The following is a 15,136-nucleotide window of genomic DNA, read 5'->3' as shown; positions in this document are numbered from 1 at the left end:
AGCGATTACGGCTAGCGCCCACTGACGATACTTCTCATCTTTTTCAAGGCTCCGTTCGTCCAACATGGAAATCAATGCATTGCGCGTCGGCTGGATCGTCAGCCAACCCGACAAAGGGGACAGCGATCTCTTCCCTGATATACCGGCGCATCGTCATGAGGTTTTCGTCTGGACGCCATCGCGCTTCGCGTTCTGCTCCGATCATACCCAGGAGCATGCCGTTCATTCAGCCGCGCGGCGCTTCGGAGGCTTTGTCGTCTCAGGCATGTCGCTGGCTGAACTCGAGTCCCTCTATAATCTGCGCGCGCTCCAACTGATCGATCGTGAAGGCCGGCTGGATATTCCGTCGATCGTCATCGTGCGACCTGGCGCCGCTCCGGACGCATTTCCGCGCTTCGGCCAGCGGGTGCGCGCGGGCTGGCCGTTTCGCTCGCTCCTCTTCATCGCAGACGCTGCGACGGTCGAGCTGCTTCGGCGGGAGGGTCTGGTTGCCATGGAGCCGTCCGAAGCACGGCGAGCCGGCCTCTCGCAATTGTTCGCGCAGAACGCGGGAGCCTTCGCCGACACGCTGGCGGATCAGGTTCTGGCGGTCCAGATCCAGCCACCATGGCCCTACGGCGGCAGCCATACGGTGTTCGCGAACCAGACCGACGCTCTGCTGGACCGGAATTGGTTCGTTCTGCGCATCATCGTCGATCCCGAGGCTGGACCGGGCCCGACCATGCGGCGACGGATGAAAAGCAGGGTTGCCGAAGCCAACATCGACGCGATGTCTCACCTCGACACGGTCGCCTGCTCCGAAGCCACACCGCACGGCCGCCACATCCCCAACGCCGATGAACTCTATCGCGTCACTGCACGCAGCCTCATGCGGACGGTGATCGCGGACGATCTGACCGCCCGGCTTGCGGCGCGCGCCGATATCGCGGTCGTCAACTACGCCATGTACGCTGGATTTGCGCTCAAGACATGTCCCGACGCGAAGCTCGTCCTCGAGACGCATGACGACATCACACGCTCGAGCCGTCACGCGATCGCAGGTGGTCGCAAACCAGCCCTCATTTCCCACGCGCGCATCGGTCAAGCGCCACCTTCGGCTGGAGCGGCTGATCTGGCGTGCCGCCGATGTCTGCGTCGCCCTGTCGCTTTCGGAGTTGGTCAAGATTCAGCGGTACGCGCCCACTGTCTACGTACTTCCAAGACCTTACGCTCGCCCGTCTCGGGCGGCCGGCAACGACGCACGGTGGGACATTCTCATTGTAATGAATCCCCACCCTTTCAATATCCAGGGACTCGACGATTTTCTCGGCATCGTCGTCGCCGGCAATCCGTTGATGGCTGGCCTGCGGATCGCGATCGCTGGCCGGGTCAACGAGGGCCTCCAATCGAAATGGACGGACAGGCTGCCGAACACCCACTGGCTCGGATATGTCGAGGATCTGGACAGCCTCCGCGACGGAGCCCGCCTATCCGTCTGTCCTGAGCAGCATGGCACCGGCGTTGCCATCAAGGCTCTCACCGCCATCGCGGCCGGGCACCCGCTGGTGGCGACCTCAACCGCGCTGCGCGGACTTCCCGGCGCGATTCTCGACTTGATCCCACCTACCGACGGCCCGACGGAAATGCAGCGTCAGCTCCTGCAATTGCTGGGCAATGACGATCTGCTGCGGAGGCGCCGCAGCAGCGTCGCGCGCGCACGCGACCTTCTGTGGCCCGCCGGGAATCATGATCGGGCGCTGTCCCTGGCAAGGGGCGCGGACGAGGACAAGTCGACCATCCGAACGAAGCTTCTGGCAACGATCCAGGCCGGCGCTCCTCCGCCGGACCATTTGCGGCCGGGCACCGAACCGCAACCGATTCGCTTCGGTGAAGGCGGAAACGACGCTCCCTATCTGGGTCGCGGCTGGCTCCACGACGAGGCTGGCGGACGTTGGAGCGACGGGGCATCAGCGACCATCCGCATTCCGGCGGCCTGGTTTTCGTCCCCCAGCTGGCTGGTTCTGTACTTCATGGCGGATTTCCGCGGGCCCGACATCACCGTGAAACAGGGCGGGACGCCCCTTCGTTGCGTGTCCCGGGGAGCCGGCAGCATGGTGTTCGAGGTGGACGTTCCGGATGGCGCACCGGACGGCACCTGCATCTTCGAGATCGCATGCGCGCGCGAATTCTGTCCAAGAGATGCCGGCATCAGCGACGACGAGAGGATCCTCGGCGTCCATGTCAGGTCGGTCGAAATCGCGGTCAGGGGCAGCAAGCCGCTGTCATCTTACTGGATCGCCGGCTTATCCAACCGGGCTGGCAGGGTCTTGAGCAGACTCATGCGGTCCCGAATCGCCTGAATCTCGCTGGCGGCGCTGGGCTTTACAGGGCAGCTTTCCAAGGCAGCCTGGATTTATCCGGCTCGCCTGGACATTCCGGGATGATATGCTCATTGCGACGGGCAGCGCGACGATCGGTCGGTTTGACGCGGGCATGTCGCGCTACATTGGTCTGCTTCTTGCTTTTCTTACTTTCCGGAATTTTCCGATTTTCTCATTTCCTGACCTGATGGATTGACAATGCGCTGCCTGGTCGTGGCCGACCTGCACTACTCGCTGCCGCAGCTCGACTGGCTGGTGAGCGCGGCGCCGCAATTCGACCTCCTGATCTTCGCCGGCGATGCGCTCGACATCGGCTCGATGGTGGATTTTCGCGCGCAGATCGTGGTGGTGAAGAAGTATCTCGCGCTGCTTGCTGAAAGAACGCGCGTGATCCTCTGCTCCGGCAATCACGACCTCGACGAACGCAATAGCGAGGGGGAGAAGATCTCGCGCTGGATTTCGGAGGTGCGCGAACTGGGGATTGCCTGTGACGGCGACAGCCTCACCATCGGCGAGACCCTGTTCACGGTGTGCCCGTGGTGGGATGGGCCACTGGTCAAGCAGCGCATCGTCGAGCAGCTCCGCGATGCCGCAGTCAATCGGCCGCAGCGATGGATCTGGGCGCACCATGCGCCGCCGGCGAATTCGCCGACGAGCTGGGGCGGCAAGCGCTTCTTCGGCGATGTCGAGCTGGTGCAATGGATCATGCAGTATCAGCCGTCGATGGTGATCTCTGGCCATGTGCATCAGTCACCCTTCATCACGGACGGATCGTGGTTCGACCGGCTGGGCCAGACCTGGGTGTTCAATGCCGGCCTGCAGCCGGGCCGGCCGCCGACGCATATCGTGCTGGATCTCGATGTGAACAAGGCGTTCTGGCTGGCGGCGGGCGAAGCGCAATGGATCGACCTCGACGCGCCGCTGAAGCGGCCCGGCAGGTACATCGAGGAGCCGCCGGACTGGCTTACATCCTTGGGTCGGATTGCCGATCCGAGCCTGGCGAGACCTCAAGCGGCGGCAGGTTGATCATGCTCTGGAGCACTTCGCCGACCATGGCCAGATGCGTGCCGTGGCCGGCATATTGCCGCTTGAGGTCGGCAAGGTAGGTGTTGGCGACGTTCAGCCGTTGCGCCAGCATTTGCGCAATCAGCAGCGCCACCCCCGGCTCCTGCTTGAGGAACGAGGCGGCGTCCTCGAACTCGTAGACGACAGCGTCCGAACAGGCGCGCACCGTCGCAGTGTGCGGCTGGCCCAGCAGCACGGACATCTCGCCGAGCACCGCGCCGGGCTCGGTGACGGTGGCGACGATCATCTCGCCCTTGAGCACTTCGAGCTTGCCCTGCATCAGCACGTAGAGATGACCGGTGGTGCTGCCTTCGGTAACGACGACCGTGCCGGCCGCAACCTGCCGCTCCGTCCCGCCGGTGCAATAGTTCAACACTGCGCGCATCGCCGAAAGCTCCCGTGACGGGAGATAATAGAGCATGATCCGTGCCACCCGGCAAATCAGCGAGATGACGACGGACGCGACAGGCTTTTTGCGAGATGGACCGACTGCCAGTCACCGAGCCCGGTATCCGCAAACCCCGCCTTCTTCGCAAGACCGCGCATCTCCACATTCACCCGGGCCGTCTCGGCGGCAATCATCCCGTGACCGAGACCGCTCGCGCGCACCTCCATCGCTGCCATCATCTGCAAGCCGAGGCCCCTGCGCTGAAAGACATCGGCCACGGAGATGGCGAATTCGCCTTGCCGTGCGACCGCGTCGTAGACGTAGAGCGTCTCACCGATGATCGTGCCTTGCCCCTCCTGCCTGAGCTCGGCGAGCAAGGTGAAATGATCGGGATGGCCGGCCCTGGCGACGCATTCGGCCGCGACCATTGCGACGTCCGCCCGCGCGCCCATGAAGCGCTTGTTGCGCGTCGTCGTGGAAAGGCCCGTGAAATAGATCGACAGGCTCTCGACGTCGGAGGCATCGGCGGCCCTGATGCGGATCGTGCCCTTCGCCTGGTCCGACTCGATAACCGCATCCGGAAACAGCTGTGACATGCGCGGCGCCCTCGGAAGGTTGCGTTGAACGCACACCTAGCCGAGGCTGCGCGGAGGCCGCTTGGACATTGCCGCCAATCACGCGGCTGAAAACGAACAGCCCCTCTCTCCGTGCCGTGCGTCACACACGCGAGAGTGAAGGCACCTCGTCGGGCATGATCGCCTGAAGGCCGCCGAAGCGGCGCTCGCGGCCGTGGAAGGAGGCCAAGGCGGCGGCAAGATCGGCCGCGTCGAATTCGGGCCACATCCGCTCGGTGAAATGCAACTCGGCATAGGCGCCTTCCCAGAGCAGGAAGTCCGACAGCCGCTTCTCGCCCGAAGTGCGGATGATGAGATCGACGTCGCGAAGGCCGGCCTCGCCGGTGACGAGTTGCGAGAACGCTTCTCGCGTGAGGCTCGTCAGTGCCGCCGCCTTTGCGGCCGCATTGAGGATGGCGTCACGCGCGGAGTAGTCGACGGCGATGCGCAGGTGAAGCGTGCTGCCGCCGGCTGTGGCATCTTCGGCGCGCGCGATCGCATTGGCGATGCCGTCGGGCAGGCGGTCGCGGCGGCCGATCACGGTGAGGCGCACGCCGTTCTTGACCAGACTCTGCACCTCGTTGGCGAGATAGAAGCGCAGAAGCGTCATCAACGCGGCAACCTCGGCTTTCGGCCGGCGCCAATTGTCGGTGGAGAAGGCATAAAGCGTCAGCGTGCCGATGCCCTGCCTGGGCGCGGCCTCGACGATGCGCCGGATCGCCTCGACGCCGGCCTCGTGGCCGCGCAGGCGGGACAGGCCGCGCCGCGTCGCCCAGCGTCCGTTGCCGTCCATGATGATGCCGACGTGAAGCTTGTCGTCGCGAGGCGCAAGGTCGCTTTGCATTGCAAAGTCTCCGGTCAAAAAAGGGGATCAGGTCGAGACGATGCCGAGACGGCCGAGCGGCGGCGCCTCACGGCCGGCCGCCTTGGCGGCGTCGCGCACCAGGCGGCTCGAGCACGGTGAGATAGTCGAGGAAGCGGCGGCGGCCGGCCTTGGTCAGGCGGCAGGTGGTGTGCGGGCGATTGCCCTCATAGCCCTTGGTCACCTCGACGAGCCCGGCTTCCTGGAGCACGGCCAGATGCCGGCTGAGATTGCCGTCGGTGAGGCCGCAAAGCTGCTTGAGATCGGCGAACGCAAGCCCCTTGGGATGCGCCATCAGCGAGGTCAGAAGCCCGAGCCTCGCCTTCTCGTGGATCACGCGATCGAGTCCTTCATAGGAGAACGGCGCGCTGTCAGTCTTCGACATCATGGTCTCCGGACGCAAAATACAAAATGCCCGCCATCACCGATTGCCCGATCACGAAGGGCAGCCCCATGGTCCACGGCGACAGCGTGTGGGTCCGGCTCGCGAGCACGACAACGACGAAGCCGGACACGAAATACCAGGCGCCGGCGAGCGCGACGGTGCGCGGCAGCGAGCGTACGGAGGCGAAAATGCCGAGCGACACCAGGATCTGCCACAGGCCGGGCAAGAGCCACAGCGTCTCGCTGGCGAACTTCCACATCACCACCGCGAGCAGCACGCCGGCGACACCGGCGGGAAGGAATTGCTCGACCGCCTGGTGGATCATGGCGTCGGCGAGACCCGAATGATGGCGGCGCGAGCGCGCGCGCATCTCGATGCCGATCATCAGGCCGGAGAGCGCGGCCGCCATGAACCAGCCCAGGAAGAAGCCGAGCGGCTCGCCGGTGGGATCACTGAGCAGCCAGAATTGCAGGATCGCGGTGAGAAGCGCGACGACGCCGGTCGCGGCCATCGTCGCCGGGCCGTAGCCGCGGAACGCCGTACCCGCCGCGATCTGGCTGCGGATCTCCACGATATCGGCCAGCGCCTTGTCGAGATCGCGCATCGGCAACGCCAAAACCCCGCTCCGCCCTGGAAGTCCGGGGTCAAGCCCCCGTTACTTTGTATTGCAAAGTATATAGCCATGCAAAGTAAAGGCAAGCCGGAAAGTCATCGCGAGGCGCCCCGATCGGATGAACAACTGACGGTTGCGCCGCAACTCTCCCCGCGGCTAAGATGGGTCCAAAAGCGTTGGGGGAAGCTATGTGGTTGAAGTCATGTGTCGTTGCGTTGCTATTGCAGACGGGCGTCGTCGGAGCGGCGTATGCGAAGGGACCGTTCGGCAGCGTCAATGTCGGCAACTGGATCGGCGGCGCCTTCAGCAATGACGAGACGGGCGCCTTCTCGCATTGCGCGGCGACGACGCCTTATGCGAACGGCGTCATCCTCGTCGTGAGCCAAAATGCCGCCGGCACATGGTCACTCGCCTTTGCGAGTCCCGGCTACCGCTTCAACAAGGGCGAGAACGCCGCGATCGACGTGACGTTTGATGGGCAGGAGCGAGCCAGGCTGTACGCTACGGCGTATCAATCCAACATGCTCACGGCCGTCATGCCGCTCAATGTCGTGCGTACGTTCCAGAAGGCGAGCCTGATGGTGGCGACAGCCGGCCGCGCCGTCCTGAATTTCGATCTGACCTCGACCGGGCCGGTGATCGCCGCATTGGCCCATTGCGTGACCAAGGTGAAGGCCGACGGGCTCGACAAGGCCGGCGACTTCACCAAGATCGCCGCCAAGCCGCAGCCCGCGCCGGACAAGCAGGCGCCGCCGGCTGGCAATAAGGCCACCCGAGTCAAGGCCGGAACCGGCTTCGTGGTCAGCGCCAACGGGCATATCATCACCAATAACCATGTGATCGACGGCTGCGTCGGCGACATCAAGGGCAACCTCACCGGCGAAGCTGCGATGGTCCTGCGCGTCGTGTCGAACGACGCGAACAACGATCTTGCCCTGTTGCAGGCGCCATCGACCACGACGTTCAAGGACTTCGTTCGCATCCGCGACCGCTCGATCCGCTCGGGCGATTCCGTCGTCGCGATCGGTTTTCCTTACGTCGGGATGCTGACCTCGGACTTCACCGTCACAACCGGTATCGTGAGCTCGCTCAGCGGCCTGCGCAACGACACGCGCTTTCTGCAAATCAGCGCACCCGTGCAGCCGGGCAATAGCGGTGGACCGCTCTTCGACACTGCGGGGCAAATCGTGGGCGTGGTCACCGGAAAGGTTGATGCGCTCCGCGTCGTCGCGGCGACCGGCACCATTCCCGAAAACATCAACTTCGCCATCAAGACCGGCGCTCTGCGCGACTTCCTCGACAATTCCGTGGTCCCCTACCAGACCGCCGAGCCGAAAGGCGAGCTCAAGACCACCGACATCGCCGGCAACGCGCGGCCGTACACGATGCTGATCTCGTGCAATGCCACGGCGCAGGTCGACGCAAAGCGATAGGTGTGATGCGCGGGCGCACTGCAATCAGCCCGCCGCACCCTTCTTGCGCGCCGCGGCGCGAGCGGCAAAGTGCTTCCGCGCCGCCTCGATCAGCGCCCGCGCATTCGGCGAGCGCAGCCGGTTGGCCTGATAGACGAGACTGACCGGGACCGACGGCGGATCCTGGTTGGCAAGCAAATAGCGCAGGCGGCCATCGGCGACGTGCTGCTCGACCTGATAGTCGAGCACGCGCGAGATCCCGAGACCGGAGATCGCGGCATCGATCGCGGCGTCGACGCTGTTGGTCATCAGCCGGGGCTCGCATTTGACGACGACTTCGCCGGAAGGGCCAAAGCGCCATTCGCCGTTACGGGTGAAATTGTCGAAGCCGATCAGGTCGTGTCCGCCGAGGTCGGCGACAGTGGCCGGCACTCCGCGGCTCTTCAGGTATTTCGGGCTGGCGACAAGCACGCGCCGGACCTGCGCGATACGGACAGCGTGAAGCGCGCTATCCGACAACTCGGCGATACGCACGGCGACATCGACACCCTCCTCGACCAGCCTGACCACGCGATCGGTCAGCGTCAGCCGGACGTCGAGACCGGCATGGGCGCGCAGCAGTTGCTCCACGATCGGCAGAATATGAATCCGCCCGAACACAACCGGCGCGGTGACGATCAACAAGCCGCGCGGCTCGGCCGCGTCGCCGCGCACCGCGCGCGCGGCATCGTCGAGTTCCTCCAACGCGTGGCGGCAGCGGTCGAGATAGGCCTCGCCCTCCGGCGTCAGCGCAACCGAGCGCGTCGTCCGGCGCAGCAGCGTGACCCCGAGCGTCTCCTCCAGCCCGGCGATGCCCCGGCTCGCCGCGGTCGGCGAAATTCCAAGTGCACGGGCCGCCTCGACGAAGCTTCGCTTGTCCGCCACGGTGACGAAGGTGCGCAACACCTGCATCTGATCCATCAGATTATCCCGCCAGCGGCGATAAAGAAGTGCAATCTTTGCCGATTATCGCGGAGGTCACAAGGGCGCATATCGGCTGCGCAGACTGACCTGCAGCAACGGAGAATTCCATGTCCCGCCTGACCATTCCCGAATGCGACGCCGCACCGGCCGCCTCCCAAGCCTTGCTCGACGGTGTAAAGGCGCAGATCGGATCGATCCCGAATCTGTTTCGCGTGACGGCAAATAGCCCCGCAGCGCTGGAAGGCTACCTCGCCTTGTCGAAGGCGCTTGGCCGCACCCTGACGCCGGCACGGCGCGAACAGATCGCGCTCGCCGTCGCCGAGGTGAACAGCTGCGACTATTGCCTGTCCGCGCACAGCTATTTCGGCGCCAATTTCGCCAAGCTGAGCCAATCCGAGATCGCCCTGAACCGTACCGGCCACGCCACGGACACGCAGACCGATGCCATTCTGGCCTTTGCGCGTGCGGTCGCGCTCGCCAGGGGCAAGGTAAGCGACGCCGATCTCGCCGCCGTGCGCAAGGCCGGCGCCAGCGAGGCAGAGGTCATCGAGATCGTCGCCAACGTCGCGCTCAATGTCCTCACCAATTTCATCAACAACGTCGCCGAGACCGAGATCGATTTCCCGGTCGTGCGCGCGGCGGCCTGAGCCGCATCTGGACGAGGATCACAGCAATGAAAAAGCCGCTCCGGCGCGTCGAGTCGTTGCCGGACCGGCTCAATGTCGGCGTCAATACGGCCCAACAGGTCCCGCGCGGCGGCGCGGCTGAGGTTGGCGCTGCGGCGGCTGCCCGTAGGCCATGCGAGGATTGCGATCGCAGAACAGCAGCCGCCCGGACACGCTGGCCTGGCATTGCTCATAGGTGCTGTAGGCGCACTCGCCGGGATAATCATACTCACCGCCCTGGGCGCACCAGGGATAGTCGCGCGCCGCGGCGGGCGTGGCGGTGACGAAACCGGCAAGGACCGTCGCGCCAAGGGTCAGCAGCGCCAAATGCGTCTTGCGCATGATCCCAGCTCCTCTGTTCACGCCGCCAGATACGGCGCCATCTATCATCAGGTTTCGCGGCGTCGTTTTATTCCGGATCGACGCCGCAGACCACCCAAGAAAAAGCCCTGCCGAACGGCAGGGCTCCATTTCTCGCGATCACAAGATTGCTACTCGACCTTCAGGCCGGCGAACTCGACGACCTTCTTCCACTTCGCGGTCTCGGCCTCGACCTGCTTGCCGAACTCTTCCGGCGTCAGCACCAGGGGATCACCGCCGAGCTCGACCAGGCGCTTGGTCATGTCGGGCTCCTTCATGAGAGTGTTGATCTCGCCGTTGAGTTTGGCGATCATGTCCTTGGGCATGTTCTTCGGCCCGCCGATGCCGAACAGCGCGCTCGCCTCGTAATCCTTCACGGTCTCGCCGATCGCGGGGACGTCGGGCAATTGCGGCGAGCGTTGCGCCGTAGTGACGCCGAGCGCGCGCAAGCTGCCGGAGCGGATGTGCTGGATGATCGAGGGCATGTTGTCGAAGATCACCTGCACCTGGCCGCCGAGCATGTCGGTGATCGCGGGCGCCGCGCCGCGATAGGGCACGTGCTGCATCTTGCAGCCGGTCATCGCCATGAACATCTCGCCGGACAGATGCACCGAGGTGCCGTTGCCGGAGGAGGCCATGTTCACCTTGCCGGGATTGGCCTTCACGTACTCGATGAACTCTGGAACGGTCTTGGCCGGCACGTCCTTGTTGACGGTCATCACGTTCGGCACGCGCTGGAAGCCGGCGATCGGCGCGATGTCGCGCACGAAATTGAACTTGAGGTTCGCGTAGAGCGTGGCGTTGATGTAGTTGGCCGGATTGACCAGCAGCACGGTGTAGCCGTCGGGCTCGGCGTTGACGACGGATTCGGTGGCGATATTGTTGCCGGCGCCCGGCTTGTTCTCGACCACGAATTGCTGGCCGAGCCGTTCCGACAGCCGCTGGCCGATCAGGCGCGCGAGAATGTCGGTGGCACCGCCCGGCGGGTAGCCGACCACGAACTTCACCGGCCGGGACGGATAGTCGGCGGCGAAGGCTTTCGACAGCGGGCTGGCTGCAAGAGGCGTGGCGGCAAGCAGGCCCAGCGCGGAACGGCGAGTGATCATATGGAGGGTTCTCCCAAGTGTTGTTCTTCAAAGGTCGTTGTTATTGAAGGCCCGATATCTTGATAGCGTCGTCTGCGCGGTTGTAACAAAGCTTGCCGCAGGCGGAAAGTGCGCGAGGCGCATCACGACGAAAGGATAAGGCATGCCGGTCAAGGTCGAAGCCCTCGATCATCTCGTGATTAACGTGGCCGACGTCGCGGTGACCGCCGAGTGGTATCGCGAGATTCTCGGCATGGAAGTCAAGGTGTTCGACCCCGGCGGCGGCAAAGCGCCGCGGACTTCTCTTCAATTCGGTAACCAGAAGATCAACGTCCGGCCGCGCGATGCCGACAAGGTGGAGTGGTTCACCGCTGATCACCAGACCGCCGGCAGCGAGGATCTGTGCTTCCTCACCTCCGCCACACCGGACGAGGTGGTGGCGCATTTGCAGGCACATGGCGTCGCGATCGAGGAAGGCCCGGCTCCCAGGCAGGGCGCCCGCGGCACGCTGCGCTCGGTCTATTGCCGGGATCCGGATGGGAGCTTGATCGAGATTTCGTCGTACCAGGATTGAGGCGCGCGCGGCATTCGACCGTCGTCCCCGATTTGCTCCCCGCGTCATCCGGTGGCAGGAAGACGCAATCATCGAAAAGCAGCCGCCGACAAGATGCAGGCTGCACGGGAGGAAACATGCCACTTCAACAGACGTCAGCCGGAATCGTGAGCCCGTTCGACGGGCTCGACGTGCCCTGGCTGCTGAAGATGCGCGCCGAGGTGCGCAGCTCGCATCCGTTCCTGACCTGGGCGCCGTTCGACGCGCCGGCGCGGCGCTGGAGCTATGGCGAGTTTCACGAGCGGGTCGGCGCGCTCGCGGCGGGGCTCGCCAAGCGCGGCGTGAAGCCCGGCGAGTATGTGCTGATCCATCTCGACAATTGCATCGAGGCGCTGCTGGCCTGGTTTGCCTGCGTCGAGCTGGGCGCCATCGCGGTCACCACCAACACCCGCTCGGCTCCGGCCGAGATCGAATATTTCGCCGATCATTGCGGCGCTGTCGCGGCGATCACGCAGCCGGCCTATGCGGAGATCGTCGCGCAGAACTGCCGCAGCATTCGCTGGATGGCGGTGACGTCGCACGATGCCGGCGCTGCGCCTGCACAATCTGTCCCTCGCGGCGACAGCTTCGAATCGCTGTTCGCCGACAGCGCGGACCGGCCGCAGCGGGCGACCGATCCGTTCGCGCCGTGCAGCGTGCAGTACACGTCAGGCACGACGTCGCGCCCGAAGGCGGTGCTCTGGACCCATGCCAACGCGCTGTGGGGCGCCAAGATCAACGCCGCGCATGAGGATTTGCACGCGAGCGACGTGCACCAGACCTATCTGCCGCTGTTTCACACCAATGCGCTGGCCTATTCCATGCTGGCGACGCTGTGGGTTGGCGCCACCTGCGTGATCCAGCCGCGCTTCTCGGCGAGCCGGTTCTGGGGTGTCGCGCGCGAGCACGGTTCGACCTGGACGTCGACCATTCCGTTCTGCATGAAGGCGCTGCTCGAGCAGGAGATTCCGAGGGATCACAAATTCCGCCTGTGGGGCACCGCCATCAACGAGCCGCCGGCCTTCGCCGCGTTCGGCGTCAAGATGATCGGCTGGTGGGGCATGACCGAGACGATCACCCACGGCATCGTCGGCGAGGTCGACCAGCCCAACATCCCGATGTCGATCGGTCGCGCCGCGGGCGAATATCAAATCCGCATCAGCGACGACGACGGGCGGCCGACCGAGGTCGGCGACACCGGCAATCTCTCGATCAAGGGCATCCCCGGCCTGTCGCTGTTCGCCGAATATCTCCACAACGAGAAGGCCACGCGCGAGAGTTTCGACGAGCACGGATTCTTCCTCACCGGCGACCGCGTCGAGCGTCTGACGAACGGCTTCATCAGGTTCGGGGATCGCGCCAAGGACATGCTGAAGGTCGGCGGCGAGAACGTCGCGGCCTCCGAGATCGAGCAGGTGATCGCGGTTGTGCCCGGCGTGCGCGAGGCCGCGGTGGTGGCGAAGAAGCATCCGATGCTGGACGAGGTGCCGGTCGTCTTCATCATCCCGCATGGCGGCGTCGCGGGCGCAGCGCCCGACCTGCATGACAGCGTGATGGCCGCCTGCCGAAAGGGCCTCGCCGACTTCAAGGTGCCGCGCGAGGTGAGATTCGTCGACGACATGCCGCGTTCGACGCTGGAGAAGGTCGCGAAGGCGGAGTTGCGGAAGATGGTGGGGTGATTAAAACGATCCCAGCGCCACCGGCCGAAACGCCTGCAACAGCTGCTGGTCGAGCTTGCCGCCCATGCCTTCCATCATCGTGAAGGCACGCGAGTGCGTGAAGGGCATGCGGTAGGCGCGCTTCTCCACCAAAGCAGCGTAGATGTCGACGATCGTCGTCACCCGCACGATGTCGCTGATCTGGTTCGATGACAGATTGTTCGGATAGCCCGAGCCGTCGAGGAATTCGTGGTGATGCAGGATGACGTCCAGCATCTCCGGCGGGAAGCCGCCTTGCTCGGCGAGCGCGTCGTAGCCGCGGCGCGGATGCTGGCGGACCTCGTCCATCTCCTCGTCGGTGAGCTTGCCCGGCTTGTCGAGCAGCGCCGCGGGAATGAACGCCTTGCCGACGTCGTGCAGCAGGGCGGCGCGGGTCAGGCGGCGCTGGTCGTCCTCGCGCATGCCGAGATGCTGCGCGAAGGCGACCGCGAAGCCGGTGACGAACAGGCAATGCCGATAGCTGCCGACATGATGGCAGCCGACGGTGGTGAGCCATTCGCGCAGCGAGGAATGCTTGATCGCCTTCAGGATCTTGCTCTCGGCGGCGACGACGTCGTCGAAGCTCAGCGGCACGCCGAGCGGCAGCTTCTCGAACATCTTCGCCAGCACCGCGTGCGCCGCTTCGACGCCGCGGTTGAGCGTCTTGCCGCGGTCGGTGGCGTCGTAGGTGGCGGTGTCGGGGAACGCGGCGCGGATGCGCTGCAGGATCGCATCGGGCTGCAGCGGCCGCGAGATCGTGTCGGTGGCCCCGAGCGCCCAGGCCTGCATGGTGCCGTGATGCAGGGCATCGGCAAGCACGAACAGGCGCGGCATCGAATGATAGGCATCGCCGCGCAGCTTGTTGCGCACCCGTTGCACGCTGTCGGGCGAGCGCAGGTTGATATCGACGACGAGACCGGACAGATCGCGCGAGGGCCGTTCGGGAATCTGCTGCGTGGTCACCGTCGAGACCTCGCCGACCGCCTTCAGGATGCTGGCAAGCTCGCTGCTCGCATCGCTCCGGTCGGAGGCGAGCAGAAGCCGGCGTTTGGCGGCGGATTTGGCTGGCGCGTTCATGGGTTCCCCAAAAGCACGGGAGTGTATTTGGCATCAGCCTATGCCTGATCAGGTTCTCCGGGCCTTAAGAGGCGTGCTCAAGGGAGCCTTGCGGAATTGGACGCAATTTTAGGGATTTGAGTTCCTTCCTGGAGGTTCCCAATCCAGAACGGCGAAAACAACCCCATGCACAGTAGAACGGCCATTGATAAGAAAGGGATATTTTCGCGGTTGCGCCTCCCTCCTAGCCTGACGGTCGACGTGAGCGGCTAGTCCCCCGCGCGCCGCAATGCCGCCTTGAGCTTCTCGCGCGTCTCGTTCCAACCTGCCTCTTCCGCATTCAGTCTCGCCTGGATCTTCTCGATCTCGGCTCGCAGGGCAGCGGCGCGCTGGGTGTGCTCTTCCCTGGCCTTGTCCAAGGCTCCCTGCGCCTTGTCGACGGCCCGCTGCCTGCGCTCGCGCTGTTTCTGCCGGGCCGCCTCTTCCTTGGCCTCCGCGCGCTCGCGGCTTCGCCGCTCGCGTTCGTATGCTTCAGCCGCTTTCCGATCGTCCGCCGTGGCTGATTGGGCTGACGATTTCTTCGCCTTGCGACCTGCCGGCTTGCGACCTGCCCGCTTGAGAGCAGCCCTCTTGCGCCCTTCCTCGCCGAGGGTCTTCGGCAGGTCCGCGTTCTCGCCAAACGGCCCGTCTGTTCCCACCGGCCGTTTCAGAACAACGCCCGGCTTCGCCATGGTCGCGGCGATGATGTCGGGATCGCGGCTCTCCTTCGCCGCGCCCTGATGGAAAAGATTGCTGTCGGCACCCCACGCCTCCAGCGCAGCCTTCATCGACGGCGCGGCGATGGCCTGCTCGAAGAAGCCCAGCGATGTCTGATAGGTCTTCAATTTTCTCGCCATCAGCCGAACCGCGCCTTCTGCGTTCTTCGTGCAATCGAACACGCCTGCGATGTCGGAACAGTGATCCCATGATGTCCTGCCATCGCATCGGCGCGTTGGGAATATTGGGTGCGGCTTTTCGTA

16 protein-coding genes and 1 pseudogene are annotated in these 15,136 nt (G+C 64.7%); 6 read left to right on the top strand and 11 right to left on the bottom strand.

Annotated features, from left to right (window positions below):
• Positions 1-259: 259 nt before the first annotated feature.
• The gene (locus ACQ86E_RS14775; RefSeq protein ID WP_431205985.1) at positions 260-1,084 is read right to left on the bottom strand and encodes a hypothetical protein; all 825 of its coding nucleotides are present in this window, start codon (positions 1,082-1,084) and stop codon (positions 260-262) included.
• Positions 1,085-1,262: 178 nt separating this feature from the next.
• On the opposite strand from ACQ86E_RS14775, the gene ACQ86E_RS14770 reads away from it, so the two are divergent.
• Positions 1,263-2,339: a glycosyltransferase family 4 protein gene (locus tag ACQ86E_RS14770; protein WP_431205984.1), complete on the top strand. Its 1,077-nt coding sequence runs from the start codon at positions 1,263-1,265 to the stop codon at positions 2,337-2,339.
• A gap of 219 nt (positions 2,340-2,558) precedes the next feature.
• A complete protein-coding gene (locus tag ACQ86E_RS14765) occupies positions 2,559-3,386 on the top strand; it encodes a metallophosphoesterase family protein (protein WP_431205983.1) in 828 nt (275 codons plus the stop codon).
• Here the strand turns inward: ACQ86E_RS14765 and ACQ86E_RS14760 are convergent.
• The 5 genes and pseudogenes from ACQ86E_RS14760 to ACQ86E_RS14740 form a co-directional block, all read right to left on the bottom strand.
• Entirely contained in the window at positions 3,325-3,810 is a 486-nt protein-coding gene (locus ACQ86E_RS14760; RefSeq protein WP_431205982.1) for a Crp/Fnr family transcriptional regulator, read from the bottom strand. The genes ACQ86E_RS14765 and ACQ86E_RS14760 overlap by 62 nt on opposite strands.
• Positions 3,811-3,866: 56 nt before the next feature.
• Positions 3,867-4,409, bottom strand: coding sequence for a GNAT family N-acetyltransferase (locus ACQ86E_RS14755; protein ID WP_431205981.1), 543 nt, complete (start codon positions 4,407-4,409; stop codon positions 3,867-3,869).
• 121 nt (positions 4,410-4,530) lie between these two features.
• Positions 4,531-5,271 carry a di-trans,poly-cis-decaprenylcistransferase gene (locus ACQ86E_RS14750; protein ID WP_143842733.1) on the bottom strand — a complete coding sequence of 247 codons (741 nt, stop codon included), beginning with the start codon at positions 5,269-5,271 and terminating at the stop codon, positions 4,531-4,533.
• 27 nt (positions 5,272-5,298) lie between these two features.
• A pseudogene (locus ACQ86E_RS14745) lies at positions 5,299-5,674 on the bottom strand (transcriptional regulator).
• Positions 5,661-6,278: a hypothetical protein gene (locus ACQ86E_RS14740; protein ID WP_431205980.1), complete on the bottom strand. Its 618-nt coding sequence runs from the start codon at positions 6,276-6,278 to the stop codon at positions 5,661-5,663. The pseudogene ACQ86E_RS14745 and the gene ACQ86E_RS14740 overlap by 14 nt, the downstream one beginning before the upstream one ends.
• Positions 6,279-6,475: 197 nt before the next feature.
• On the opposite strand from ACQ86E_RS14740, the gene ACQ86E_RS14735 reads away from it, so the two are divergent.
• A complete protein-coding gene (locus ACQ86E_RS14735; RefSeq protein ID WP_431205979.1) occupies positions 6,476-7,720 on the top strand; it encodes a S1C family serine protease in 1,245 nt (414 codons plus the stop codon).
• A gap of 24 nt (positions 7,721-7,744) precedes the next feature.
• Here ACQ86E_RS14735 and ACQ86E_RS14730 read toward each other — a convergent pair whose 3' ends face one another.
• Positions 7,745-8,659 carry a LysR family transcriptional regulator gene (locus tag ACQ86E_RS14730; RefSeq protein WP_431205978.1) on the bottom strand — a complete coding sequence of 305 codons (915 nt, stop codon included), beginning with the start codon at positions 8,657-8,659 and terminating at the stop codon, positions 7,745-7,747.
• Positions 8,660-8,769: 110 nt separating this feature from the next.
• Between ACQ86E_RS14730 and ACQ86E_RS14725 the strand changes: the two genes are divergently transcribed.
• Positions 8,770-9,309: a carboxymuconolactone decarboxylase family protein gene (locus ACQ86E_RS14725; protein ID WP_431205977.1), complete on the top strand. Its 540-nt coding sequence runs from the start codon at positions 8,770-8,772 to the stop codon at positions 9,307-9,309.
• A gap of 81 nt (positions 9,310-9,390) precedes the next feature.
• Here ACQ86E_RS14725 and ACQ86E_RS14720 read toward each other — a convergent pair whose 3' ends face one another.
• Positions 9,391-9,669: a DUF3551 domain-containing protein gene (locus ACQ86E_RS14720; RefSeq protein WP_431205976.1), complete on the bottom strand. Its 279-nt coding sequence runs from the start codon at positions 9,667-9,669 to the stop codon at positions 9,391-9,393.
• Between the two features lie 149 nt (positions 9,670-9,818).
• Complete coding sequence (locus ACQ86E_RS14715) at positions 9,819-10,793, bottom strand: Bug family tripartite tricarboxylate transporter substrate binding protein (RefSeq protein ID WP_431205975.1); 975 nt, start codon at positions 10,791-10,793, stop codon at positions 9,819-9,821.
• A 142-nt stretch (positions 10,794-10,935) separates the two neighbouring features.
• Here ACQ86E_RS14715 and ACQ86E_RS14710 point away from each other — a divergent pair, with 142 nt between their 5' ends.
• Positions 10,936-11,346: a VOC family protein gene (locus ACQ86E_RS14710; protein WP_431205974.1), complete on the top strand. Its 411-nt coding sequence runs from the start codon at positions 10,936-10,938 to the stop codon at positions 11,344-11,346.
• A gap of 116 nt (positions 11,347-11,462) precedes the next feature.
• Positions 11,463-13,043 (top strand): ATP-dependent acyl-CoA ligase, encoded by a 1,581-nt coding sequence (locus ACQ86E_RS14705; RefSeq protein ID WP_431205973.1) that lies wholly within the window; start codon positions 11,463-11,465, stop codon positions 13,041-13,043.
• Here the strand turns inward: ACQ86E_RS14705 and ACQ86E_RS14700 are convergent, their stop codons facing one another.
• The gene (locus tag ACQ86E_RS14700) at positions 13,044-14,138 is read right to left on the bottom strand and encodes an HD-GYP domain-containing protein (RefSeq protein WP_431205972.1); all 1,095 of its coding nucleotides are present in this window, start codon (positions 14,136-14,138) and stop codon (positions 13,044-13,046) included.
• Between the two features lie 248 nt (positions 14,139-14,386).
• Positions 14,387-15,001: a cell envelope biogenesis protein TolA gene (locus tag ACQ86E_RS14695; RefSeq protein ID WP_431205971.1), complete on the bottom strand. Its 615-nt coding sequence runs from the start codon at positions 14,999-15,001 to the stop codon at positions 14,387-14,389.
• Positions 15,002-15,136 lie beyond the last annotated feature (135 nt).

The organism is Bradyrhizobium betae (genome assembly GCF_050632175.1).
GTDB classification, from domain to species: domain Bacteria; phylum Pseudomonadota; class Alphaproteobacteria; order Rhizobiales; family Xanthobacteraceae; genus Bradyrhizobium; species Bradyrhizobium betae_B.
This window is presented reverse-complemented; position numbering and strand designations above follow the sequence as displayed.

Bases quoted from the DNA above. Each gene is read 5' to 3' on its own strand.
- ACQ86E_RS14710 (WP_431205974.1), top strand. From the start codon at position 10,936: ATGCCGGTCAAGGTCGAAGCCCTCGATCATCTCGTGATTAACGTGGCC.
- ACQ86E_RS14755 (WP_431205981.1), bottom strand. From the start codon at position 4,409: ATGTCACAGCTGTTTCCGGATGCGGTTATCGAGTCGGACCAGGCGAAG.
- ACQ86E_RS14700 (WP_431205972.1), bottom strand. From the start codon at position 14,138: ATGAACGCGCCAGCCAAATCCGCCGCCAAACGCCGGCTTCTGCTCGCC.
- ACQ86E_RS14735 (WP_431205979.1), top strand. From the start codon at position 6,476: ATGTGGTTGAAGTCATGTGTCGTTGCGTTGCTATTGCAGACGGGCGTC.
- ACQ86E_RS14730 (WP_431205978.1), bottom strand. From the start codon at position 8,659: ATGGATCAGATGCAGGTGTTGCGCACCTTCGTCACCGTGGCGGACAAG.
- ACQ86E_RS14725 (WP_431205977.1), top strand. From the start codon at position 8,770: ATGTCCCGCCTGACCATTCCCGAATGCGACGCCGCACCGGCCGCCTCC.
- ACQ86E_RS14760 (WP_431205982.1), bottom strand. From the start codon at position 3,810: ATGCGCGCAGTGTTGAACTATTGCACCGGCGGGACGGAGCGGCAGGTT.
- ACQ86E_RS14750 (WP_143842733.1), bottom strand. From the start codon at position 5,271: ATGCAAAGCGACCTTGCGCCTCGCGACGACAAGCTTCACGTCGGCATC.
- ACQ86E_RS14705 (WP_431205973.1), top strand. From the start codon at position 11,463: ATGCCACTTCAACAGACGTCAGCCGGAATCGTGAGCCCGTTCGACGGG.
- ACQ86E_RS14720 (WP_431205976.1), bottom strand. From the start codon at position 9,669: ATGCGCAAGACGCATTTGGCGCTGCTGACCCTTGGCGCGACGGTCCTT.
- ACQ86E_RS14765 (WP_431205983.1), top strand. From the start codon at position 2,559: ATGCGCTGCCTGGTCGTGGCCGACCTGCACTACTCGCTGCCGCAGCTC.
- ACQ86E_RS14770 (WP_431205984.1), top strand. From the start codon at position 1,263: ATGAATCCCCACCCTTTCAATATCCAGGGACTCGACGATTTTCTCGGC.
- ACQ86E_RS14715 (WP_431205975.1), bottom strand. From the start codon at position 10,793: ATGATCACTCGCCGTTCCGCGCTGGGCCTGCTTGCCGCCACGCCTCTT.
- ACQ86E_RS14740 (WP_431205980.1), bottom strand. From the start codon at position 6,278: ATGCGCGATCTCGACAAGGCGCTGGCCGATATCGTGGAGATCCGCAGC.